This is a genomic window from Bifidobacterium mizhiense, from assembly GCF_020884755.1.
GTDB lineage: Bacteria > Actinomycetota > Actinomycetes > Actinomycetales > Bifidobacteriaceae > Bombiscardovia > Bombiscardovia mizhiensis.
In genome coordinates this window covers 218,961-242,912 of the sequence record NZ_BPWE01000003.1, presented here as the reverse complement: position 1 = coordinate 242,912, position 23,952 = coordinate 218,961, and the positions used below count along the sequence as shown (strand labels likewise).

At 58.1% G+C, this 23,952-nt stretch carries 19 protein-coding genes, 1 other RNA gene and 1 riboswitch; of the genes, 13 read left to right on the top strand and 7 right to left on the bottom strand.

Going from position 1 to position 23,952, the window contains the following annotated elements; translation table 11 throughout:
- Nucleotides 1-7: 7 nt before the first annotated feature.
- The 11 genes from rsmH to LPC22_RS05795 all read left to right on the top strand — a co-directional run bounded on the left by rsmH (nt 8) and on the right by LPC22_RS05795 (nt 14,020).
- Nucleotides 8-1,099, top strand: coding sequence for a 16S rRNA (cytosine(1402)-N(4))-methyltransferase RsmH (gene rsmH / locus LPC22_RS05845; RefSeq protein WP_229133099.1), 1,092 nt, complete (start codon nt 8-10; stop codon nt 1,097-1,099).
- Nucleotides 1,096-1,587 (top strand): cell division protein FtsL, encoded by a 492-nt coding sequence (gene ftsL / locus LPC22_RS05840; RefSeq protein ID WP_229133098.1) that lies wholly within the window; start codon nt 1,096-1,098, stop codon nt 1,585-1,587. The genes rsmH and ftsL overlap by 4 nt, the downstream gene beginning before the upstream one ends.
- On the top strand, nt 1,584-3,365 hold the full coding sequence (locus LPC22_RS05835) for a peptidoglycan D,D-transpeptidase FtsI family protein (protein ID WP_229133097.1): 1,782 nt from the start codon (nt 1,584-1,586) through the stop codon (nt 3,363-3,365). Before ftsL ends, LPC22_RS05835 begins: the two co-directional genes overlap by 4 nt.
- A 46-nt stretch (nt 3,366-3,411) precedes the next feature.
- Nucleotides 3,412-4,293 carry a UDP-N-acetylmuramyl peptide synthase gene (locus LPC22_RS05830; protein WP_229133096.1) on the top strand — a complete coding sequence of 294 codons (882 nt, stop codon included), beginning with the start codon at nt 3,412-3,414 and terminating at the stop codon, nt 4,291-4,293.
- A gap of 9 nt (nt 4,294-4,302) precedes the next feature.
- The gene (locus tag LPC22_RS05825; RefSeq protein WP_229133095.1) at nt 4,303-5,829 is read left to right on the top strand and encodes a UDP-N-acetylmuramoyl-tripeptide--D-alanyl-D-alanine ligase; all 1,527 of its coding nucleotides are present in this window, start codon (nt 4,303-4,305) and stop codon (nt 5,827-5,829) included.
- 74 nt (nt 5,830-5,903) lie between these two features.
- Nucleotides 5,904-7,007, top strand: a complete 1,104-nt coding sequence (mraY, locus tag LPC22_RS05820) for a phospho-N-acetylmuramoyl-pentapeptide-transferase (RefSeq protein WP_121914018.1) — start codon at nt 5,904-5,906, stop codon at nt 7,005-7,007.
- 79 nt (nt 7,008-7,086) lie between these two features.
- Complete coding sequence (murD, locus tag LPC22_RS05815; protein ID WP_229133094.1) at nt 7,087-8,526, top strand: UDP-N-acetylmuramoyl-L-alanine--D-glutamate ligase; 1,440 nt, start codon at nt 7,087-7,089, stop codon at nt 8,524-8,526.
- Nucleotides 8,510-9,733, top strand: coding sequence for a peptidoglycan glycosyltransferase FtsW (locus LPC22_RS05810; protein WP_229133093.1), 1,224 nt, complete (start codon nt 8,510-8,512; stop codon nt 9,731-9,733). The genes murD and LPC22_RS05810 overlap by 17 nt, the downstream gene beginning before the upstream one ends.
- Nucleotides 9,734-9,803: 70 nt before the next feature.
- Nucleotides 9,804-11,036, top strand: a complete 1,233-nt coding sequence (locus tag LPC22_RS05805) for a UDP-N-acetylglucosamine--N-acetylmuramyl-(pentapeptide) pyrophosphoryl-undecaprenol N-acetylglucosamine transferase (protein WP_229133158.1) — start codon at nt 9,804-9,806, stop codon at nt 11,034-11,036.
- 132 nt (nt 11,037-11,168) lie between these two features.
- Nucleotides 11,169-12,746 carry a UDP-N-acetylmuramate--L-alanine ligase gene (gene murC / locus LPC22_RS05800; protein ID WP_373312911.1) on the top strand — a complete coding sequence of 526 codons (1,578 nt, stop codon included), beginning with the start codon at nt 11,169-11,171 and terminating at the stop codon, nt 12,744-12,746.
- A 380-nt stretch (nt 12,747-13,126) separates the two neighbouring features.
- Entirely contained in the window at nt 13,127-14,020 is an 894-nt protein-coding gene (locus LPC22_RS05795; RefSeq protein ID WP_229133092.1) for a cell division protein FtsQ/DivIB, read from the top strand.
- Here LPC22_RS05795 and dtd read toward each other — a convergent pair.
- The 4 genes from dtd to LPC22_RS05775 form a co-directional block, all read right to left on the bottom strand.
- Nucleotides 14,013-14,513: a D-aminoacyl-tRNA deacylase gene (gene dtd, locus LPC22_RS05790; RefSeq protein WP_229133091.1), complete on the bottom strand. Its 501-nt coding sequence runs from the start codon at nt 14,511-14,513 to the stop codon at nt 14,013-14,015. The genes LPC22_RS05795 and dtd overlap by 8 nt on opposite strands.
- A 393-nt stretch (nt 14,514-14,906) precedes the next feature.
- On the bottom strand, nt 14,907-15,425 hold the full coding sequence (locus LPC22_RS05785; protein ID WP_229133090.1) for a GNAT family N-acetyltransferase: 519 nt from the start codon (nt 15,423-15,425) through the stop codon (nt 14,907-14,909).
- 68 nt (nt 15,426-15,493) lie between these two features.
- Nucleotides 15,494-15,811: a DMT family transporter gene (locus LPC22_RS05780; RefSeq protein WP_229133089.1), complete on the bottom strand. Its 318-nt coding sequence runs from the start codon at nt 15,809-15,811 to the stop codon at nt 15,494-15,496.
- Between the two features lie 8 nt (nt 15,812-15,819).
- A riboswitch (guanidine-III (ykkC-III) riboswitch) is annotated at nt 15,820-15,883 on the bottom strand.
- 222 nt (nt 15,884-16,105) lie between these two features.
- The gene (locus LPC22_RS05775) at nt 16,106-17,731 is read right to left on the bottom strand and encodes a hypothetical protein (protein WP_229133088.1); all 1,626 of its coding nucleotides are present in this window, start codon (nt 17,729-17,731) and stop codon (nt 16,106-16,108) included.
- 360 nt (nt 17,732-18,091) lie between these two features.
- Here LPC22_RS05775 and LPC22_RS05770 point away from each other — a divergent pair, with 360 nt between their 5' ends.
- Together LPC22_RS05770 and LPC22_RS05765 are read left to right on the top strand one after the other, a co-directional pair.
- Nucleotides 18,092-19,531, top strand: a complete 1,440-nt coding sequence (locus tag LPC22_RS05770; protein WP_229133087.1) for an FtsX-like permease family protein — start codon at nt 18,092-18,094, stop codon at nt 19,529-19,531.
- 532 nt (nt 19,532-20,063) lie between these two features.
- Nucleotides 20,064-20,609: a GNAT family N-acetyltransferase gene (locus LPC22_RS05765; RefSeq protein WP_229133086.1), complete on the top strand. Its 546-nt coding sequence runs from the start codon at nt 20,064-20,066 to the stop codon at nt 20,607-20,609.
- A gap of 841 nt (nt 20,610-21,450) precedes the next feature.
- Here the strand turns inward: LPC22_RS05765 and ssrA are convergent.
- From ssrA to LPC22_RS05750, 3 genes are all read right to left on the bottom strand, one after another.
- Nucleotides 21,451-21,849: a transfer-messenger RNA gene (gene ssrA / locus LPC22_RS05760) on the bottom strand.
- Between the two features lie 113 nt (nt 21,850-21,962).
- A complete protein-coding gene (locus LPC22_RS05755) occupies nt 21,963-22,472 on the bottom strand; it encodes a type 2 periplasmic-binding domain-containing protein (protein ID WP_229133085.1) in 510 nt (169 codons plus the stop codon).
- Between the two features lie 89 nt (nt 22,473-22,561).
- Nucleotides 22,562-23,947, bottom strand: a complete 1,386-nt coding sequence (locus LPC22_RS05750) for an IS3 family transposase (RefSeq protein WP_229133084.1) — start codon at nt 23,945-23,947, stop codon at nt 22,562-22,564.
- Nucleotides 23,948-23,952: the final 5 nt, after the last annotated feature.

Sequence of the window (23,952 nt, the reverse complement as noted above, 5' to 3'; positions counted from 1 at the left end):
GGCCCTGATGTCAGAACGCAATCCTCTCGACCAGGAGGCCGTGGACAGCGGCAAGGTCCACCGTCCCGTCCTACTGGAACGCTGCCTTGCACTGGCTCGACCCGCCTTGGAGCACCCAGGGGCCGTGGCTGTGGATTGCACGCTGGGCCTGGCTGGTCACGCCACCGCCTTCCTCAAGTCCTGCCCTGAGGCCCGTCTTATTGGCATAGACAGGGATAGCCAGGCCTTGGATCTGGCCACTGGCCGGATGCGCGACGAGGGTCTGGCCGACCGTTTCACGCCGGTTCACGCCCCCTTTGATCAGCTGGATCAGCAGCTGGATGCCCTGGATGTAGGCCAGGTGGACCTGGTCTTCATGGATTTGGGATTGTCTTCTCTGCAGATCGACCAGCGCGACAGGGGATTCACCTACCGTCAGGACGCCCCGCTGGACATGCGCATGGACACCAGCCAGGAGCTGACGGCTGCGCAGGTCCTGGCCGAGTACGACCAGGCCCAGCTGGCTGACATCTTCTCCCGGTATGGGGAGGAGCGTTATGCAGGACGCATCGCACGAGCCATCGTTGAAGCCAGGAAGGAGCAACCGCTGACCACCTCGGCCCAGCTGGACCGTCTGGTCGATAGGGCAGTGCCGCGTGGCCACCGTCCTCCAGGCAATCCGGCCAAGAGGGTCTTTCAGGCCCTGCGCATCGAGGTCAATGGAGAGTTGGATCGTTTGAGGCGCACCCTGCCCCAGGCCATCCTGCGGCTGGCCAAGGGAGGTCGTCTGGTCGTGGAGTCCTACCACTCCCTGGAGGACCGCATGGTCAAGCGCTTCATGGCGCCAGGGCTGCATGTGGACCTGCCGGCGGGCATGCCGGTGGTGCCCGATCAGGCCAGGCCCTACCTGTCGGACCTGACTCATGGTGCCGTCAAGGCCGATGCGGCCGAGCGGGAACGCAACCCCAGGTCTGCTTCAGTGCGCCTGCGGGCCGTGGAGATGATCGGAGCCATCCCCGAGGAGCGTCGTCGTCGGCTTCAGGCCGAGGCCCGTGGGCAGGGCTCAGCCGGTCGCCATCGTCATGCCGGCCACGGTTCGGAATCGAGGCGCCGGTCATGACCATGCCAGCACGTTCAGTCCGTTCCAAGACATCTGCGGACAAGGGCCATCCTCGCATCCAGGAGATGCCCACCAGGCCTGAGCTCAGCCTGATCAAGGGCACAGGCAAGGCAGGCAAGGACCGCCGTCCCGAACGAGGTCCATTTGCTGAGGGGGCTCGGCGTCTGATCGGCTGGACGCGGACCCGCGGCAATCCCCTCTTGCGCATCATGACCTCCGTGATCTTTTTGGCCGCCTGCATGTTCGGATCCCTGATGCTGCGTACCCAGATGGTACAGGACTCATTCGAGGCCACCAGGGTCCAGCATGAAATCAGCAATCTGACCCAGGACGTCCAGGATGACCAGAACAAGCTCGACCAACTCCAAGCCTCCCTGCCGGACAAGGCCCAGCAGTTGGGCATGCAACCCCAGCAGGGCCTGAACTCCATCGATCTGCAGGGCTACAAGCCCCCTCAGGATGCCCAGGGCAAGGCGGGGCATCCATGAGCGGCAAGGGAACCAAACGCTCCTGGCACCTGTCTTTCTGCAAACGTTCCTTGTCTGTGGGTCTGATTCTGGTCCTGGTGGCCGCCTTGGCCCTGGGTAAGCTGGCCTATATCCAGCTCTTCGACGGAAGGTCCATGGCGCAAGCCGCTGCGGCGGGCCGCACTGTGCCGCACACCATCAAGGCCCAGCGTGGCCGCATCCTGGATGTCAATGGCCGGGTGCTTGCCCAGAGCCTGGAGCGGTACAACATCATCGGCGACCCCGAGGCGGCCGCATCCTTCATACCAGTCAACTGCACCAAGCGCACAGGCAGTGACTGTCACAGCATCAAAGGCCATCCGGTGGGCGCTGACGGTGCTGCCGGCGTGGCCCGCCTCCTGGCGCCGGCCCTGGGGATGAACGCCATGGAGCTGGGCGGCAAGCTCAGCGTCCCTGGACGCTACGTGGTTCTGGCCAAGCGGGTGACTCCCGAGGTCAAGCGCTCCATCGACAAGCTGGGGCTGCAGGGGATCATCACGGCAGAACTGAGCAGTGAGCGCACCTATCCGCATGCGGATCTGATGGGAGCCCTGATCGGGGGCATCGACGACAGCGGCAAGGGCGTGGCAGGGATCGAGCAGATGGAGAATCGGCAGCTGACCGGCACTGACGGTTACACGGTCTACCAGCAGGGAATGCTTGGCCAGGAGATCCCCGGAACCGTGACCCGTCAGCGCAATCCGGTCAACGGCAAGGATGTCACCCTGACCGTCGATCAAGACGTTCAGTGGTACGTCCGTCAAGCCCTCAAGTCAGGCTGTCAGCGCTTTCATGCCGACTGGGCCCTGGCTGTCGTCCAGGACACCCGCACCAACGAGATCCTGGCCCTGGCCGACACCGATGACTACCAGGCGGGCAGCGACCAGGCCAAGGTCAACTCCTCGCGGGCGGTGGCGGAGACCTTCGAGCCCGGCTCCATCGGCAAGACCATCTCGATCTCCGGCATGCTTCAGGAGCAGGTGCACTCCATGAGCGACCGCTTCACCGTGCCCGACCACATCACCGTGGACAACCAGCAGTACAAGGACGCCTTCGACCATCCAGCCGAGCACTGGACCCTTGCCGGCATTCTGCAGAACTCCTCCAACGTGGGCATGGTCATGGCCGGCGAACACTACCCGGACCAGAAGCGCTACGACTATCTGACCCGCTTTGGCATCGGCCAGGCTTCGGCACTAGGTCTGCCGGGGGAGTCCAAGGGCCTGCTGACTTCGCCTCAGACCTGGGATCGGCGCACCCGCAATACGGTATTGTTCGGCCAGGGCTATGCCACCAACGCCATCCAGCTGACCAACGTCATCGCCACCCTGGCCAACAAGGGGGTCCGGACTGATCAGACCATCATCCACGGCCAGGGTGCCGTCAATGCCAACCGGGTGAGGGTAGTGGACGAAAAGGTGGCGGCTACCGTTATGAACGGCATGGAGTCGGTGGCTGAAAAGTACCAGAATACGGCCAAGGTGGAGGGCTATCGGGTGGCCTCCAAGACGGGCACTGCCGAGGTGGCCGACAGCTCGGGCGGCCTGGGTGGCATCATCAGCGACTGGGTGGGCATCCTGCCTGCTGACGACCCTCATTTTGTGGTCACCGTGGTGCTGAAGAATCCCCACAGCAGCGATGGCGTTTTCGGCAGCATCACCGCCGGTCCCATCTTCGCCCAGATCGGTGAATTCCTTATGCAGAAATACCAGGTCCCCACGTCCCCGCCCAGAACCGATGCTATCCCGGTAACATGGTGATACCGGCAGGCATCATGGCGTTCCCGGACGAAGGAGAGATTGCAGCATGAGTGCGCTGAGTGAATCAATCTCCCGACGACTGACCCTGGGTCAGCTCAAGGGGCGCTACGGACTGACTTTGGTCCCTGATTTCGCTGAACCAGTTACGGTGACTTCACTGGTGGACGACCTGCCCTCGGTGCGGCCCGGCAGCCTTTACGTGCCTGCAGGCCGGCAGGTGGACCAGGGCATGATTGAGGAGGCTGAGCTTCGCGGCGCCTATGCGGCCCTGTTGCCGGCCTCGGCCCGTCAAGAGGTGGGCCGAGCCCGCATACCCCTACTCTTCGGCACCATGCATGCCTGGCAGATGGGCCAGTTGCTGGCCAATGCCGCCGGTGATCCTTCCGGGGCCTTGGCTGTCTTCGCTTTGGTTGGTTCCCAGGTGCAGGATCAGGTGGATCTTTTGGCTGACTTCCTGCATGTGCTGGGCAATCCTGTCGGCATTCTCAGCGCCAAGGGCTCATACTCGCTGGACCGGCGACTGGACCTGGAATATCCCTTGAGCATGTTCGATGTGCAGCGCAGTCTGTCCATCGCCCTGGAGGATGGGGCGGCCGCCGTGGTCATCTCCGTGGACGACCAGACCCTGGCCAGGGACGCTTTGCAGGCAGTGGACCTGGATGTGGTGGCCCTCGGCGCCCAGGAGGGCTCCACCCGTGATATGCGGCACGTACGGCTGATTTCCAGGGCCCGTCGATACGGGTTCAACCTGGGCGGGCATACCATCGTGGCCAAGCGTAACGAGGAATCCGATGGGCTGGCCCGCCAATCCCTGCCCGCCGATGCCAATAGTGACGATCTGTCCCTGTGCATCGCCATGACCATGGCCGCCGGCGTCAAACGCAACAACATCAGGAGCGCCCTGCGCGTCTCCCGCGAGATGTCCTGAGAGGTGAGGATGAGTCAGTCTGTAAGGGCCGGGTCCATGCCCATGACCCTGGATGAGGTCGTCGAATATGTGCACGGTCGGCTGGTTGAAGTCGGTTCTGGTCGTGAACCTGACCGGCGGTCCGTGCGCATGCGGGTGGTGACCGACTCCCGGCAGGCGGGGGCCGATGGCCTCTTCGTAGCCATCAAGGGCGAGCATGTGGATGGCCATGACTATGTTCCCGGCCTGGGGGCCAAGGGCTGCCGTGCTGCCCTGGTCGATCATCTCGTTCCGGGCGCTGACCTGCCCCAGATTCTTGTGGACGATACGGTTGCTTCCCTGGGGCTGCTGGCCCGGGCCAATATGGATCGTCGGCGTGCAGCGGCAGAACCCTTTACTGTGATCGGCATCACCGGATCCGTCGGCAAGACCACCACCAAGGATCTGCTGTCCTCTCTGCTGGCACTTCTTGGACCGGTGGTGGCCCCTGTCGGGTCTTTCAACAACGAGATCGGCCTTCCTCTGACCGCCTTGGAAGTGGGGCCTGACACCCGGTATCTGGTGGCCGAGATGGGCGCTAACCACGTGGGTGAGATCGCCCGGCTGACCAAAATGGTTCCCCCGGACATGGCTCTGGTCCTCAAGGTAGGAGTGGCCCACCTGGGCGAATTCGGCTCCGTGGAGCGCATCGCCCAGGCCAAGAGCGAGATCGTGCAAGGCCTGGTGCCGGGCGGGACCGCCGTACTCAATGCCGACGATTCCCGGGTGGCTGCCATGGCTGATCTGGCCTCTGGATCTGTTTTGCGATTTGGCATGGCCGCTGATGATGGCGGGCAGGACCGCGACCTGGATGGCTCGGCTCGCTACCTGGACAGCGACAGTCTGGACAGGCCGGCCTTCGAGCTGCGTCTGCGTGGCCAGCAACCAGTGCGGCTGCGTCTGGGCATTCCGGGACGGCACAATGTCATGAACGCTTTGGCCGCCGCCACGGTAGCCCACGCCCTGGGTTTGGACGCAGAACGCATCGCCGATGAGCTGGGTCGGCAGCGGCAAATAAGTCCGCATCGGATGGCTTTGTCTTCGGTCCGGTTGCCGGATGCCTCCTTCACCCTGATTGATGATTCCTTCAACGCCAATCCCGATTCCGTGCGGGCTGGTCTGGATGCCCTGGCCACCTGGAGGGGATCCGATGGCCCGGTCTATCGGATAGCCGTCCTGGGGGTCATGCTTGAGCTGGGCGATCGAGGGGAGCAGCTGCACCAGGAGATCGGCGCCTACTGCCGTCGGTTGGGCGTCGATGCATTGGTCGCGGTGGGCTGCAGGGATCAGCAGATGGACAGGTTGGTTCATGCCCTTGTCCGTGGTGCTGGTGGCTTATCTGATCCCAGCGAGGAACAGTCTGGGGCCATGTGCGTCCTCTTCGCCCAGGATGCTGACCAGGCCGATCAGATGGTCCGCCGCCTGTGCGCCAGGCATCCGGACCGGCAAAATCTTGTCCTGCTCAAGGGTTCGCACATGTCCGGCCTGTCCGGTCTGGCCGACCACTGGCAGGGCTGAGCCATGAGTGCACTGGTATACCCGCAGCGGGTTCGAACGTTCAAGGACAGAATTCAAGAGTTGGAGTACACACTGTGATTGCCCTCATCATCGGAATCCTGGTCGCCCTGGTGGTGACGCTGGCAGGGACCCCCCTGCTGATACGGCTGGTCCACCGATTGCATTACGGCCAGTACATCCGTCAGGACGGGCCCAAGTCCCATCTGGTCAAGCGTGGCACCCCGACCATGGGCGGATTGGTCATCAACCTGGCCATCCTGCTGGGCTGGGCAGCCTCGGCGCTCTATCGCTACCTGTCCCGGGGGGAGTCCGTGTCCCTGTCGGCCATGCTGGTTCTGTTCGCCATGCTCTCCATGGGCTTCCTGGGCTTTATCGACGACTTTGCCAAGGTGCGTAAGAAGCAGAATCTGGGCCTGTCGGTCAGGGCCAAGTTCATCGGCCAGTTCATTCTGGCCACCATATACGCGGTGCTGGCCCTGAAGCTGCCCACCAAGAACGGCTATCCCAGCGCTCAGGCAGGCATATCTTTCGTGGAGCACCCTATTATCGACTTCCGAATGGCTGGCAGCGTCCTGTCCGTGGTGCTGTTCATCATCTGGGTCAATCTGCTGATGACGGCCTGGAGCAATGCGGTCAACCTGACCGATGGCCTGGACGGGCTGGCTTCGGGTTCCTCCATGATCGCCTTCGTAGGCTATACGGTCATTGCAATCTGGGAGAGCTACCACTTGAAGGGTGGCGGCCATCCCGGCCATGCCTACGCGGTCTCCGACCCCCTGGACCTGGCTATCATCGCCTGCTGCGCCGCCGTGGCCTGCTTCGGCTTCCTCTGGTACAACACCAATCCGGCCTCCATCTTCATGGGGGACACCGGCTCCTTGGCTCTGGGAGGACTCTTTGCAGCCCTGTCCATCGCCACCCACACCGAGCTTCTGGCGGTCATCCTGGGCGGGCTCTTCGTGGGCGAGGCCGCCTCCGACGTCATCCAGGTGGGTTACTTCAAGCTCACCCACAAGCGGGTCTTCAAGATGGCACCCATCCACCACCACTTCGAGCTGATGGGTTGGCAGGAGTCCAAGGTGGTTGTCCGGTTCTGGATGGTAGACCTGATCTTCGTCCTGCTGGCCCTGGTCTGCTTCTATGCAGACTGGGTGGTCCGCTCTGGGTTGCCTATCTGAGTGCGTTCATTCACGGTACCGGACTTCGGCAGCCGGTATCATGCCAAGCAGATGCCGGAGCTAGCGGAATGAGGTGTTCATGGATATGGACTTGAGCCAGAAACGCGTACTGGTCGCCGGGCTGGGCATTTCCGGACGGAGCGTGGCCACAGCCCTGCGAGGCCGGGCGTCCGAAGTGACTACTGTGGACCAGCGCGCCCCCCAGGCCGATCTTCATGACTTCGACCAGGTGGACTGGAGCCAGGTGGACCTGGTCATGGCTTCGCCTGTCTTCAATCCGCGTACTCCATTTATCCTTGAGGCGCAGCGTCGGGGCATCCCTGTGGTCAGCGAGGTGGAGATGGCTTGGATGCTGCGGGTGCCCGCAGCCCGGACCGGCCGGCCAGCCCCCTGGATCGGAATCACCGGCACCAATGGCAAGACCTCCACCACCAGGATGGTCGCCGCCATGATGCAGGCCAGTGGGTTCACGGCCCCTGCGGTGGGCAACATCGGCAAGGCCGTCTCCACAGCCGTTCTGGACCCCGACAATGACATGCTCTGTGTGGAGCTGAGCTCCTTCCAGCTGCACTTCACTTTCTCGCCGGCCCTGGAGTGCGCGGCCATCACCAATCTGGCCGACGACCACCTGGACTGGCACGGGGGCTTCGAGGCCTATGCGGCCGACAAGGCGCGCATCTACCGGGGCGTGCGCAAGGCCTTGGTCTATAACGCTGACGATTCCCGAGTCTCCGATCTGGCCAGACAGGCACAGCCGGCTCCCGGCTGCCGACGGGTGGGCTTCACTCTGGGTCGGCCCGAGCCTGGGCAACTGGGCGTGGAGGACGGCTGGGTCATAGACCGCAGTGGATTGACCGGTCAGAACCCTGAGGAGGGCGTCCGGCTAGTCCGGGTTGCCGACCTGACGGATCTATGCGAGCCTGACGGCACGGTCTACCCCCATCTGTTGGCTGATGCCCTCTGTGCTCTGGCCTTGGCACTAGGAGCTGGGGCCAAGGTCGACGCGGCCATAGAGGCCATGCGTACTTTCACACCCGGCGACCATAGGATCAGCACCGTGGCGACCCTGGGCCAGGGTTCGCAGGCCATCCGTTTTGTAGACGACTCCAAGGCCACCAACGCCCATGCCGCCGAGGCTTCTCTGGCCAGCTACCATGACGGCCAGGTGGTCTGGTTGGCCGGCGGGCTGGCCAAGGGTGCCCGCTTTGACGATCTGGTCCGGTCCCGCAGGTCCAAGCTGGCTGCAGCCGTGGTCATCGGTCAGGATCAGCAGCCTATGGTTCAAGCCATCAAGGACCAGGCGCCCGATCTGCCGGTTACTCTGATCGACCCTGCTGCCGGCGATCAGGTTATGGCCCGGGCCGTCCGTGCCGCTGGCTCCTATGCACAGCCTGGCCAAGTGGTTCTGCTGGCCCCCGCCTGCGCCTCCATGGATCAGTTCGCCTCCTATGCCGACCGGGGTGACCAGTTTGCCCAGCAGGCCGAACAGTGGGTCCACGAGCATGAAGCGCGACACTGATCCGCACAAGGATCCCTCCCGGGGGTCTGGCGGCAAGGGGGACTACCGGGGCTGGCGGGCCATTCTCAACCCGCTTTGGTGCTACTACGGCTTTTTGGCCACGGTCGTCGCCACCACGGTTTTCGGCCTGATGATGGTCTTTTCCTCCTCGGCTGTGGATCTGGTGGCCCAGGGCAGCTCTCCCTGGAGCCAGGTTATTCGTCAGAGCATATACGCCGTGGTGGGGCTGTTGCTGGCCCTTCTGGCTGTGCGGATCAGCATCGACCGCTACCGGAGCTGGAGTACGGGGTTTCTGATTGTCAGCCAGGGCATCCAGTTGCTGACGCGTACTCCGCTGGGGCGGTCCGCCAACGGCAATGAGGGATGGATCTCGGTGGGGGGCATCTCCATGCAGCCGGCCGAGTTGCTCAAGCTGGCCCTGTGTCTGTGGCTGCCCCAGGCCCTGATCGAAGCCCAGCGGCAGGCTGGCAAGGATTCCGACCTGAAGAGCCTGGCCAAGGCCTATGCCAAGCCTGCCGCCGGTTTTATCGTCAGTTTCCTGCTGATCATGCTGGGCAAGGATCTGGGAACGGCCATGATCATCGTCATTATCGGCTTCGTGGCCTTTCTGGTTTCGGGCTTCCCCCTGCGCTGGCTGCTCAGCCTGGCAATCCTGGGGATGGCCGCGGTCATCGGCTTTTCGGTCTACGGCAACAGCAACCGGACCCAGCGGATCATGGCCGCCTACGGCAAGTGTTCGGCGGATGATATTCAGGGCGTCTGCTACCAGTCCATACACGGACTGTATGCCATGGCCTCGGGGGGTCTGACCGGGGTCGGGCTGGGCAACTCCAGGGAGAAGTGGAACTACCTGCCCGAGGCGCACAATGACTTCATCTTCGCTGTCATCGGCGAGGAGCTGGGGTTTGTAGGGGCCGCCATGCTTATTCTGGTCTTCGTGGTCATGGGCTGGTGCATGCTGAGGATCGCCCTGACCACCAGGAACCGTTATGCGGGCATGGTGCTGATCTGCCTGGATGTGTGGCTGGTGGGCCAAGCCCTGGTCAACATCTGCGTGGTTCTGGGCCTGTTGCCGGTCATCGGTCTGCCCCTGCCCTTTGTTTCGGCTGGAGGGACCGCTCTGATCTCCTGCCTGGCTTCGGCCGGGGTGGCCCTGCAGATGATTCGGACTCAACCGGACGTGAAGGCGGCCACGGACGGATCCTGAGATAGGGAATGGATATGGCGGAAAGGAAGCGGATTCGCGGATGACGACAGCGACGAGGACTGAGAACGGGATGCCTGGGGACGACCAGGAGCATGCCGGAAAAGGTGCTGGTCCCCATCTGGTGCTGGCCGGAGGGGGGACGGCAGGGCATGTCAACCCCCTGCTCAGTGTGGCTGCGGCCATTCGGGAGCGCTGTCCCCAGGCTGCCGTCAGCGTGATCGGCACTGCTGTCGGGCTGGAGCATGACCTGGTGCCGGCCGCCGGACTGCCCCTGGACCTGATTGAGAAGGTGCCTTTCCCTCGTCGTCCCAGTAAGGCCGCTCTGGGTTTCCCTCAGCGTTGGCGGCATGAGGTGCAGCGGGTTCGAGGCTATCTGCAGGATCGGTCGGCCGACCTGGTGGTCGGCTTTGGCGGCTATGCCTCGGCGCCGGCCTACAGGGCTGCACGGAACCTGGGTCTGCCCATCGTCGTCCACGAGCAGAACGCCCGGGCAGGCATGGCCAACAAACTGGGCGCTCGCTGGGCTGATTTCGTAGGTACAGCCTATGAGGATACCGGCATCCGAGCCCGGGCCGGAGTGCCCGTGCGTCGCGTGGGTCTTCCCCTGCGACCGGCCATCGCCCTACTGGCCAAGCAGATGGAGACCGATCCCATGGGCGCTCGCAGGAAGTCTGCACAGTCCCTGGGTCTGGATCCCGATAGGCCTATCCTCCTGGTCACCGGGGGATCCCTGGGTGCGCTCAGTCTCAATAAGGCGGTGGCTGGCGCGGCCCGGCAGCTATTGGACCAAACCCAGGTCATCCATCTGACGGGCCGTGGCAAGGCCGACCAGGTCAGAGAGCAGGTGGCGGCTGATCTGGGCGATGCAGCTATCAACGATTTGGACCCGGCTCACCAGGGCCAGGGAGACTACCATATGGCCGAATATCTGGAGCGGATCGATCTGGCCTTCGCCTGCGCCGACCTGGTGGTCTGCAGGGCTGGTGCCGGCTCTGTCAGCGAGCTGGCCGCCCTGGGTGTACCCGCCGTCTATGTGCCCCTGCCCATTGGCAACGGTGAACAGCGATTCAACGCCCAGCCAGTCGTTCAGGCCGGGGGAGGCCTCATGGTCAACGATGCGGCACTGGATGCCAAATGGGTGGTCGAGCACGTCCCTGCTCTTATGGCTGATAAGGATAGGCTGGCTGACATGCGCCGTCGGGCCTGGGGGTACGGGATTCGTGACGCTGCTCAGATTATGGCCGAGCATATTCTGACCATGGCCGATCAACACATTGCCCGCAAGGACTCAGGGAGGGCCTAATCGGGCATAATGGAGGCAGACGACGGGCAACCCCGTCCTGGATGGTCCTGAACTGTTGGAGGAGATGCAACTACTGTGCCCAAGCATGAATTGAATACTGTGCCCGGTCGGCAGGATGGCGGCGACCGGACCCTGCCGGTTCTGGACCCCTGCCTGCCTGCCCTGGCCCAGGCCGGAGTGCGCGACCCCAAGGATCTGGGGCCCACCCACTTCATCGGCATCGGCGGGGCTGGGATGAGTGTGCTGGCCGAGATGCTTCGCCAGGAGGGGGTGCGGGTCTCGGGCTCCGACCGCGCCGAGGGGGACAAGACCCGCCGTCTGCGTCAGCTGGGAATCCCGGTCGCCATCGGTCAGGACGCCAGCAACGTGGCCGGGGCTCGCACAGTGGTCTGGTCCAGTGCCATCAAGCCCGACAATCCCGAGATTCTGGCTGCTCGTGACGCAGGCGCCCGGCTGGTCCATCGCAGCGACATTCTGGCCCTGCTCATGGCCTCCAGAATTTCGGTCACCGTAGCCGGTGCCCATGGCAAGACCACCACCAGCGCGCTCTTGGCCCACCTGCTGACCAAGGGTGGCCAAGGTGATCTGGCCGATCCCAGCTACGCCATCGGGGGCAGCCTTCAGAGTGACCAGGGGCCCATGGACGGAGGGCATGTGGGTGCCGGACGGGTACTGGTGGCCGAGGCGGACGAGTCCGACGGCAGCTTTGGCAAGTACACTCCTGACATCGCCATCATCACCAACGTGGAGCCCGACCATCTGGACCACTACGGCACGGCTGATGCCTTCCACCAGGCCTTTGTGGAACATGCCCGGCATGCCCGCCGCTTTCTGGTGGTCTGCGGAGACGACCAGGGCGCCCTGGAGGTGTTGCGGCGGTTGCAGGGGAACTGCCAGGCCAAGATCATCGTCTATGCTTCGGATCCCCAGCTGAATACCGACTCCCTGCCTGGGGTTCTGGGTCTGGTCCGCATCGAGTCCGAGTCCGAAAGCAGCGGTAGCGGTCGTGAGCATTGCCGTCTGGCCCTCCCCGCGCAGGTGCTCCAGGCGGCAGGGTTGGAGGCCGGCAAGATGCTCGAACTGCAGGTGGATTTGGCGATTCCCGGCATCCACAACGCCCGCAATGCCGCCGCGGCAATCATCGCCGCCATCCTGCTGGGGATGAATCCCGATACGGCCGCCGCTTCTGCCGCAGACTTCCGTGGGGCCTCTCGACGCTTCGAGATCCGCGGAATTCAGCATGGGGTCACCGTAGTGGACGATTACGCCCATCATCCTACGGAGATTGCCGCCCTGCTGACCGCCGCCAGACGGCGTTATCCGGGTCGGACCATCAGGGTGCTCTTCCAGCCCCACCTGTATTCGCGAACCGCCATCTTCGCCGACCGGTTCGCGGCTGCTCTGTCCCTGGCGGACGATGTGACCGTCACCGACATCTTCCCCGCCCGCGAATTGGCCAGGGATTTTCCGGGCGTGGATGCCGGGACCATCCCCGCAGCCGCCCGCAAGGCATCGAACCGGGAGTCCCAGGATTCCGGGAAGAGGTCGACCGGAACCGTCTTCCGGGCCTGCCCGGACATGCATCAGGCCGCTCTGGCTCTGGCGGAACGGGCGGAGCCGGGGGATGTGATCCTGACCGTAGGCGCCGGCGATGTCACTGCCATGGGATCGGTCATTCTCGACAAGCTGGCTGAACGGGACGAGCAGTGAGGACCGGCAAGGATCGCAGCGCCTCCGGCGGAGCTTCTTCCAGGACCAAGGCCGTCCGGGCAGCCAAAGCTGCTCGGACAGCCCGATCTGGGCGTACCAGGTCTTCAGGAGAGGAACCGCGGACTAGCAGGACCGCCAGATCAGCCAGGTCGACCGCCTCCGATGTTTCAGCACAGGCCAACCGGTCCAAGATCGACAAAACAGGCGGCGAGGGTAGGCGTCTCAAGCGATCCAAGCGTCTCAAGGGATCAAAGCGTTTCAATGGTCGTCCGAATCGTTCCAGGAATACAGGTGGATCGAGGACACGTAGCGTCAGATCCGCCTATTCATCCTCCCGCTCTCTGGTAAAAGGCAGTGGCGCCTCAGCCTCCAAGTCTGCGGTGCGCAAATCCGCGACCACACGTTCGGCGAGTTCGGCCGGCGGATTCGTCGATGCCCGGACCATACCGCCGGACCGGCCCGTCTCTGGCAGGATAGGCACCGACCAGGAGGATCAGGGGCTGGGGATTTTCGTCCGGCCCAAGGTTCTGGACTTTCAGGCCCGGGTGCGCGAGAAGAAGAAGGTCAGCCGCAGATTGGTCATGATCCGGACAGGTGTCGTCCTCTTGGTCATGGCTCTGATAGCAGGACTGGCATGGTTGCTCTTTCTCTCGCCGGTCTTCCGCCTGCAGGCCGACAAGATCAGTGTCAGCGGCGGCAATGCCTGGGTGTCCAACGATCGGGTGGCTTCAATCGTGGCCCATCAGGGGGATCGTTCGCTGCTGCTGATTTCAACCAATGGAGTCGAGGAGGAGATCAGCGGCATGGCCGGGGTGACCGATGCCAAGGTCCGCAAGAGTTTTCCGCACGGTCTGCAGGTGACCTTCGATGCCCAGGAGCCCACTGCGGTCTTCAAGGATGCGCAGGACAAACTGACGGCCGTCGACAGACAAGGGAGGGTGCTCAATACTGTGTCCAAGCCGGTGAAGGGGGTGCCGGTCATCCAGGTGTCCACCGTCAATCGTGCCCAGCAGGATCAGGCGGTCAGGCAGACCCTGCGGATACTGTCAACCATGCCCGAGGCCATGCGTCATTCGGTGACCAAGGTGACTGCGGAAACCCAGGACTCCATCACCACCGAGCTGGACCAAGGCAAACATGTCATCATCTGGGGCGACGGCTCCGACCTGAAGCTCAAGCAGGCCGTGGTCGACAAGATCATCAACGATCCATCCAAGATCGGCGACAAGCATCAGCTGGATGTGTCGGCGCCGCTGCGGCCCATCGTCAAATAGCCGCTGTAGGAGCTGCCGGCTTCATCAGCCTGTCGGTGTCCAGCAGGATTGTCACCGGTCCATCGTTGACCATATCAACTCGCATGTGGGCACCGAAGCGTCCAGCGGCAATTGGCACTCCGGTCGCAGCCAGCGCCCGGTTAAGATTCTGCCAGACTCTTTGAGCGTGTTGGGGTTCTCCCGCAGCCATGAAGCTGGGACGGTTGCCGCGACGCAGATCAGCATATAGTGTGAACTGGGAGATGGAGAGGATGGAACCGCCGCAGTCCAGGACCGACCGGTTCATCCGGCCATCCTCGTCGGCAAAGATGCGCATCCGGGTCAGCTTGCGGACGGCATAGTCCACTTGGGCATCGCCGTCGCCGTCCTGGACGGCCACCAGGAGCAAGAGTCCTGTGCCGATGCTTTGGGGTTTAAAATCAGGATCCGGCTGCCCCTGTTCGTCGACCACATCGATCCGGGCACGGCTGACCCGTTGAATGACGATTCTCATGGTTCCAGTCTAGAGAGTTCAGACGTTGTTGTAGTGCCGAAGGGGAAAGCTGGACCGGCACCTGGTGAAGGTCAGGCTGGAGAACCGTTTGAAGACTGGCATGAAAGACGCCCACTTCAATGTAGTCATGGCAGGACTGGTTCCTGTCAATGGTCCAGTCGATGGCTGTCCCTTGAACTCTTTCGATGCCTAGCTTCAGGTCGAAGCCCAATATGCCTGTGTCATCAAGGTAATACGACGGGCTTGGTCGTCGACACGGTCCTGATCAGCGTGCATGGATGATGTCATGATGAGTTACCTGCTTTACCGCTGATAGGAGGATTCTGGTCAGTCATGGTTTTTCTTGGATTGTCCCGGATTTGTCGGCTCCGCTTGGTTGTACGGACGTATCCTTCAACTGACTGCTGCGGTCATGATCCAGTCGGTCTGTAGTTCCTCGCCCAAGGTGAAGGTGTGCTCCCCGGTCCGTTTGAAGCCCATGGCTTGGTAGAAACGTTGGGCGGGCTCATTGTGTTCCCATACGCCCAGCCAGATTTTGTTCAAATTCTGAGTCCTGGCACGTTTGAAGGCTTGATTGACCAGCAGGGTGCCCAACCCGCGGTGCTTGAAGTCCGATAGAACATATAGCCGCTCGATCTCCATGGATGTGTCGCCGAACTGCTCTGTTTGGGCCTTCCCGGTGTTGAGCTGCATGTAGGCTGCGGGTACGCCGTCCACGCTGGCGAGCAGAAAAACGGATTCAGGTTCGGACAGCTTCGACTTGACCAATTCGGGGGAGAAGGAGTGCCGGAGGTAGTCGTCCATGTTCTCTTGGCTGTTGTCGGCGGCGAAGGTGTCACGGAAGGTGGTCATGCCCAAGGAACGTATCAGCCTGGCATCATCTGATGTGCATTGCCGTATTGTTGTGGTCATGATGGCGACTTCTTTCCTCTGGATTTTGTTTGTTGTTGGGATATATCTGTGTTGATGGGGCATTATTTTTAATTGACGACCTTGAGCCCGACCACGCAGGCAACCAAGTTAATGATGAGCAGAATGCGAGCCAGCGAAACAGGTTCCGAGCCCGTAGCCATGGCGTATATGACAGTCAAGGCAGCTCCGATACCGACCCAGACCGCGTAGGCCGTGCTGGTAGGGATGCCGCGCATGGCAAAGGCCAGACCCACCATGCTGAGAATCAGTCCCACAATAAAAACGATGTCAGGGACGATTTTGGTAAAACCCTGAGACTTGCCCAGGGCGGTGGCCCAGACCGATTCACAGATGCCAGCGAGTAAGAGTACGATCCACGAGGACATGGTTCCCTTTCGGCAAGTCTTGTCGCTGTCCGGGTACTTGACCATCGTCCGGGAACCTGCATTAGATTCTGGGTATCAGAATAGTTCGGGTTGGATCGTAAGATGTTGAGTCAGATATTTTCATGGCGGTACAAAGGCCGTAAATGATCAATGCTGATTCAATTCGTCAAAGATCCTGCACATTTGGGATTACTTTGCTGCTTGTCCACGAGGAATGGAAAATGCTGCAACCTAGGTGATTTGGCGGTCAAAGTCGTAAACAGTACACGCATAGGTACATCGCATGTTCTGGTTTCATCGCTTTACCAGCGTCAGTATCAGTTGCCATTTTCCTTTGCAGTTGGAAAAATTATGAGTAATGACTTTTTGTTGTTTTTCATCTTTCTTAGACTCTGAGTTTAAGGGTGTTAATAAATACTGGCGATCATCGAAGATTGCAGATAGATAGATTTTGCAATCATTCTGGTCGCAACAATTGAACTCGGGATTATTTGTGTTGATTTTATCTACCAAGCATGTGATGTTTTGTTGACGTTTTGTTTTATCTGGATTGATATCGTTGGTCTGTTGGGTTTTATTAATTTCTAAAATATCCTGAAGATCTTTAGTCGATAAAGAAAGTAAGGGGACTTCGTTTGTGTCGCGAGAATCGGGATAACATATTTCTTGCCATAACGTGTTTTCGTCTTCTTTCTTTGTTGTTATGAGAGTATGCAGCAAATACTCGCGATGTGTATCTACTGATAATTCCGAACTGAGGTACGTTGAAGCAACACTTGTATATATATGGTAGTGAATGAGTTCGATTCTACGCTGGTCGTCTTTTATCAATCTTTCAAGAAACCATTTGTGAATAGGAATTAAGAGGGAATTCCAGATAGGTAACAAATACCAAATGACGATTAATATCGGGATGAAAAATGTAATCGCTATAAAAGGCAGTGTAGTTGGATTTAGTACAATGGCAAAAAACCATATTGATAAGAGCCAGGAATATGCTGCTGTAAATATGTGATAAGCCAATTCCCCAATACTTCGAGGTGCATAGCATATTCGCTTCTTTTTGTTTACGTGAACGCCCACACCTATTGCAAGCATAAAGAAGGTATCGAGCATACAGGGGATCAGTTCTAAGGCAACAGCAATAAACGCCAACCATAGGCGGGTTAGCGTATATGTAACTGAATGATTTTGTATTTTAGCAAATAGTAATGCTATGAAGCTTGTTATTATGAATGCAAGAACAGTCTTGAATAACAATCCACCAAGAAAACGAAGAATTGCGCCTACTATCGAATGTCCTTTATCTGGTGATGCTTCAGCTAATAAAATATATTCATGCGAATGATCTGATCTTAGCCTTTCGTTTTCTTGTATCTCGCGAGCGGAAATCGTTTGTTTTACGCCATAGGCTAGGGCAAAAGCTGATATGCCAACGCTGATTATTATCATTAGCAGACTAAGACCAAAATCATACTGGTGCAACATGTCAGGTGATACGTAGCCTGTGACAATGTCGATAGCCAACGATAAGAAACCGATAAATACGGTGAATGTTCTCGCCGTTTTTGAAGATTCAGCGGTGTTTACGTCCAAAAAGGCCGTGACAAGAATGACACCTATGATCAATGACCACAATGCCAACAACATATTGGCTGGATCTTTATAAGTATTATTAAGAACAAAACTGTGAAAGAAAGTGGATTGCTTATACCAATTTTGTCTTGCTTGAGTTTTGATAGAAGAATATTCAGTAACTCTGAGGCTAATTCCTGCACCAAAAAACAGAACAGTGTAAGCTACGGCTGCTAAAAAATGAGTCAAGTTTTCAGCATGCCAGCTATCTGCTGGATGGAATATGGGAGAGAGAACTGGCTCATCTTCTAAAGAGACGTCTACCTTATCTACTATAGAGGACATACTTGAATTCTAATATAGAATTTCACCATTTATTAAATGTAGATAAAATAAAGGACATATTGTCTAAGTGCTGTCGTACTTGTTGATATAGCCGAAAGATGCTAATCAAACTAAACAATATGTTTGAATTATGCATCAGTTAGATTTCCACACTTCAAAGGTCATGGTTTGATTGAGGCGATACCCAAACGATACATGGCATATGATCGCGACAAGTTTGGCATGATAGAGGTGAATCAGGGTTGATTCAGGGTCGTTTCAGGGGTTTGCCGGATGTTTCCTCCCGCGCCGATCGGCTATTCATATAGATAGAGGGATATAACCGAGTGTACGCACGAGGATGTGGCAGGTGAATGAATCATGACTTGGGCCTTGCGTGACCTGAAAGCCAATAGTGGCATCTGGGCTGGCGTCTTTATCGTTCTTGTGGTTACCCAAACCCTGCTCTGTGCCATGAGTGTGAGCATGGGCGTCAACAGCTACTACCAGGGTCTGTCGGTCAAGACCAGGGATCCTGCCAAGAGCTTGGCTTCGGCCCTGAGTCTGGTCTTCCTCACGGTCATTGTGCTCGGCTACCTGGTGACCAAGCAGACCCTGCAGGCATCAATTCGCCAACGTCGGCAGGGCCTGGCCCTTCTCTCGCTGCTGGGAGCTACACCTAAGCAGATCCTGCTGCTTACGCTTTTGCAGGTGATGATTTTGGTTCTGCCGGCCTCCCTTGTTGCCGTGGCTCTTTCGCCTGCGCTGGCTGGAAGGATCCTGGATTGGTATTCCGCTGGAATGCGAATACCGGTGCATTTCGCTTTTACCTGGCGCGGTTTTCCCAGGTCTGCCCTGACCGGTCTTGCAGTGGGATTGGCCACGGCCGTCTTGGCGACCATCCGGACATTGCGGGATTTGGGAAAGATGACACCTGTCCGGGTGGTGCGCCGTGCTGAGAAGAGCGAATCGATTGACCGGCCCCGACATGGACGTGGTCTTGTATCCCTTTTTCTTGGGCTGGCCTTGTTGTTGTTGCCGTTGCCCGTCTTTGTCTATCTTTCGCACAGCGGCTCTGGGTCCTTGGATTCTAAGCAAGTCCAGGCGGTCATAAGTGCCGTTGGAAGTGGACCGCTTTTCGCCATTCTCTTGCTGCTGATAGCCTTGGCTCGCGCTGGTGGGCCGGTTATAGGCAGGGTCACTCAACTCTGGACTGCTCTGGTGCCGTCATCGTCTGCCGTCTGGCGGATAGCGCGTTCACAGGCTGTGGTCAGAAGCAAAGACACGACATTCGGCTCAACGGTCATAGCGTTGACCGCCTGCATGTTTCTGGTCGGCGGTCTGCTGACTGCCGGAGGCACCAGTACCGTCGCCATGAACAAGGTGCCGGGAATACCGAGTGCCACAGCGGGTGGAACTTTGGAGTTGCTCTATGGTTTCTGGGCAGCGTTGCTGGTCGCCTTGGTCGGCGTGATTGCGGGGTTCGCTATCGCCGCTCGGGATCGTGACCTCGATCTGGCGCTCCTGTCAATTGCAGGCGCAAACCCGCAGCAGCTGACTGCTATATCCATATTGGACGGCACTATTGTGATGACTACAGGCATTATCATCGCAGCAGGCGGCACCGGACTGGTCGGACTGAGCACAGCTATGGTCTACTGGCCCCTTATACACAGTCTGTCCGTAGTTTTTCCTTGGCAGTTTTTCCTTATCTGCGGGTTGCCGATCATCGTCGTCGGGTCGCTGGCGACCATGCTGACGGCGCGGCCTGCATTGAGACGCTCGCCCATAGCTATTCTGCAAGGCGCCATAGGCGAATGATCGACAATCAACGAGAATTCAAGCTCCTAATAATTTCAAGTCATAATTAGACTTAACTGCAACTGGTAATATCTAAGCATCTATAATTCATCGAAGATTGGTCTCTATTTATTAGCCAATTTAAGTCTAGGTAATGGCCTATTGTGACTCTAAGCTTTAACCATCATTTAAGCTGGTTTTTTAATCTATGTGAAATCAGATATTCATGATATCAAAGATCATTTAACTCGTTTCTGAATTATTTATTTTATTTTACAAGTCGATAAGACTATAATTAACACAGGTTTTCTTTCTATGGAAGAAAATAAATTTATTTACTCAATTTGAGAACACTTATGGTAGGCTATAAAGCATCGAATGATTAGGAGAGCTGGTATGAGTACAGCAACTAAAGTGGTGGTCAAACCTGTGCCCACGTATGTTCCGCCTAAGGATGGAAAGCCTCGTGATGCCGTTGATGAGAAGTGGATGGCTCTTAGTCGTGCGGCTTTGAATCGATCTGTTGCGATGAACAGGAAGAGTCGGTAAAGCTATGGGTGTAGCAATGCTGACTAGTTGTGAGTGCAATTCTTCCTACCAGACAGCATTGCGCCAGTTTATATGTTGCGGACCCACTAACAGGCCTGAATGGGAACTAGATGTTCAAAGATATATTCGAGAGCTTAATGTTCAATCTGCAAAGTCGTCAAATTCCGTTGAGCGATTGATTCTCACTGAGACAGGAAAAGATATCATTTATGCTTTCTCGGAGTTTGGATATTTAGCAGATTCAAAAATATACTCCATATCCTGGCTAGCTAGGAACTACAAAGTAAAAGGTAAGGGTGTTGGCACACGTATATTGGATAACACCATTCGATGGATAAAGAATGATGCATATACGTATAAGGGACGGGGAACAGAGGTGATTACACAGATAGATCCAAGAAATAAAGCCAGTATTAAGCTGTTTTCTGCTTTTGATTTTACTGATGAAGGACAGGATAAAAGTTCTCCTACATATCATGTTTGGCATTTGCAGTTTACTGCACAAAAATATGATGAATGTATACAGTATATGCCAATAATTCTCGATTAGCGGATTCCGTAACTTATAAATGAGTTGAGTTGTTCTAATTTAGTAGCGATATTGACGGAAGGCCATTAGACAGTATTGGTAAACTTAAACAAAGTTATAAATATTTAAAAGCTGTGATGTCTGGATTGTGAATATTTGACTGTAGACTGCTGAAGAACAAAAGCAGCCTTTTATAATTTTGACTTGTAAACTACGATATCATTTCAAGCAGAAGTGGACTTATCCCCTTATTGAAATCCATTTGTAGCTTTTTGACGTCCAAATCGGGCTTTCCTCGTTCGCTAAGCAAAAAGCCATAAATAGAGATTCAAAGATATATAGATTTTGGTATTAATTATAGTCATATGTAGCAGTAGGATCTTACCTTGAGGTGGCTTGTACCGTGTACTTGTAGTTAATTGCTCTATGCTTGTTTAATCTGATTACTGATAAATAGCTCGGCCGACTTAAACCTGTGTATCATGTATACCTCTTATCGAGGAAACTGAATTGTTTTAAAAGATGAGTGGAACATATTGACTTGTCAAAAACGCGAATAACTGTGTGCAGGTATTGGCCAACTGTAAAGTGATATTCCAGATTCTTGGATTTATTTGCGTGTAATATATACACACAAATGCCAAAATAGAGATTTGAAATATAATGCCGGTTTGTCGTTTAAGGTATTATATTTTAGTTTAGCGAAGCGATTGTTTTTTAATATGAGTGTTGGTATGGACCAAAGAAATGCTTCTATGCTAAGAAAGATTAACCAAAACCAACTTATCCTAAGACCCAGATAATTTTAGAAAATCTACAATATGCAACCAAAGCAAATCATATATGGAACAATGCTTTGTTCGAGTGGAGCTGCGGGGAATTGAACCCCGGTCCGGTGACCGCACCCTCAGTCTTCTACGTGCGTAGTCTGCTGGCCTTTGTGGCTATCTGTCTGCCCCCACCTGTGTCGCAGACAACCGGTGGCGGGCATAGCCGCAGAAAAAGTCCCCGAACCGTCCTGTGGCGCGGCAGTTCAGGCAAGTCTTCTTAATGACGCTCAGCATCCCCCCGAAGGCGAAGGGGAGTGAACGGAGCAGCTGCTCACTGGTTAATCCTGGCGCGAAGCTCAGGCAGCGAGAGCGAACTCAGTGCGGTTAGATTTAGCACTTGTTGTTTGCGGGAGGACATTAACGAGCGGACCCCCGCGTTCTCGGCACGCTTCCCTGCGACGAACAGGTCACCGTCGAAACCGATCAGCCCCAATCTTGAATTATCAAGCTCCGCTGATGCCATTCCGGACCAGCCTCGTCAGTATACAACAGATGGACGCTGCGGATATTCCCGCTTCTCCCTGGGCATTGACTCGAATTCTGATTAAGTCACAGAGCCTAGTTGACTGGTGGCGTAGTCACTGAAGGCATGCACCTCCTCCACGTCCTCGTGGAAGGCCTCCCGCTTGGTGTCGTTGAAGAGGAAGATGTTGAAGCGAGGCATGTCATCACCGGCAAAGGGGATGAAGCGCAGGCCATCGCCAGGGTGTACGCCGGCCGAGGTGATCAGACTGCAGACCAGGCCGGATGTGGTCACCATTTTCAGTGTTTCCACGTCCGAGACCTCGATCAGGTGGCTGACTGGCTCAGACAGGTGAATCAGTCGTTCCGCTGCCTGGGCATGGACGAAATCGCGGTTGAGGGTGGCGAAGGGGACGTCCCCGGGAAGCATGGACAGATCCTCGGGGTGCAGGCTGGTCATTCCTGCCGTGCCCAATCGTTCGACCATGGACTGGGTGCAGACCATACCAAAGGGGAAGGAGGCCAGCTTGGTCGTCTCCACGCCATCCACGCTCAGCGACTCGTCGACGCTGGCCACCGCCCCGTAGTCCACGCGATGGTTCTCTATCTGGCTCAGCAGCTTTTGGGATCCTATGGTTTGGGGGTGCGGCGGGAAAGTTGGACACGTTGTTGTGTTGGGTTCTATGCTAGCAGGCCGAGGTGTCTGCGGTGTTGGTCGGGGCTTTTGGAGCCGAGGCTGCGTTTGATGCGCCTGGTGTTGTGCCAGTCGATCCAGTCGTCGATGGCGTCGGCCAGGTCGTCCAGGGTGGCGTTGTCCCAGTCGCGGTTGTGGAACATCTCGTTCTTGAGACGGCCGAAGAAGCCCTCGGCGGCGGCGTTGTCGGGCGAGCAGCCCTTGGCGCTCATGGACCTGGTCCAGCCGTGTGCCTGCATGCGCGCGATCCATCCGGGCCACCGGTAGTGGCAGCCCCGGTCGGTGTGGATGACGGGCCTGGCGCCGGCGGGCAGGCGTTCGGCCAGCCGGTCGAGCATGTCGTTGGCCAGGGCCGCGTCGGGGTGTTTGCCGATGGTGTGGGCCAGGACCTTGCCGTCGAAGCAGTCGATGACCGGGGATAGGTAGAGGTCGCCCGCGGGTATGGAGAACTGGGTGATGTCGCTCACCAGCCTGCAACCCGGCTTTTCGGCGTGGAAGTCGCGCTCCAGGAGGTTGGGCACCGCGGGGCTGATCTCGCCCCGGTAGGAGCTGTAGGGGCGGCGTCGCCGGCCCAGGCGGGGTCGTATGCCGTGCTCGCGCATCAGGCGCCGGGTCAGGCACTCGGAGACGGGCGTGCCCGTGATGGCCATGGCGTCGTGCAGGCGCCGGTAGCCATAGACCCGACGGTTGTCCTCGAACACCGCCCCCAGCTTCCCGGCCAGGACCGCGCGCCGTTCCTCCTCAAGCCGTCGGGCCGGACCACGGGAACGGTGGTAGTAGTAGCAGCTGCGGGCCAGACCCACCAGGGAGCACAGGGCCTTCACCTGCCACCGCCCCTGCAAGGCGTCGACCAGCAGGCTCCTCTCACGGTTCGTGAGGGCCGTCAGGTCGACGCCGTGGCCTTTTTTTATCAGGCCGAGCGCCTCCCGGAGCACGTCCATCTGCATGCGCAGGTCCGCCACCTGGGCCTCCAGCTCGGCGACCCGACACGCATCGGCACCACCTCCATCATCACGCGCCGCCCCGGGCCCGCAATCCGATCCCCGCTCATCCATGGCCGTCCCCCCGTTCCGTTCGCGGTGGGCCCGCACCCACCCGCATATGGTCCTTCGAGCATACCCGCTACGACGGGCCACATCGGCCACATCGGCACCTCCCAGCACCTCCAGCACCAGCGCCAGTCGCACCTCGGGCGAGCTCGACGCCCTACGCTCCAGACCCGAGACCGACACCCGCCTGGCCGGCTCCTGCCTCAACCACCGATACACCGTCTCCCGGCACAGACCCGGATACCGCTCCAACGCCTCCCGCACCGAACGACCCGAACGCACAAACGCCACCACACCATCACGAACCGAATCCTCATACACCACAGGAC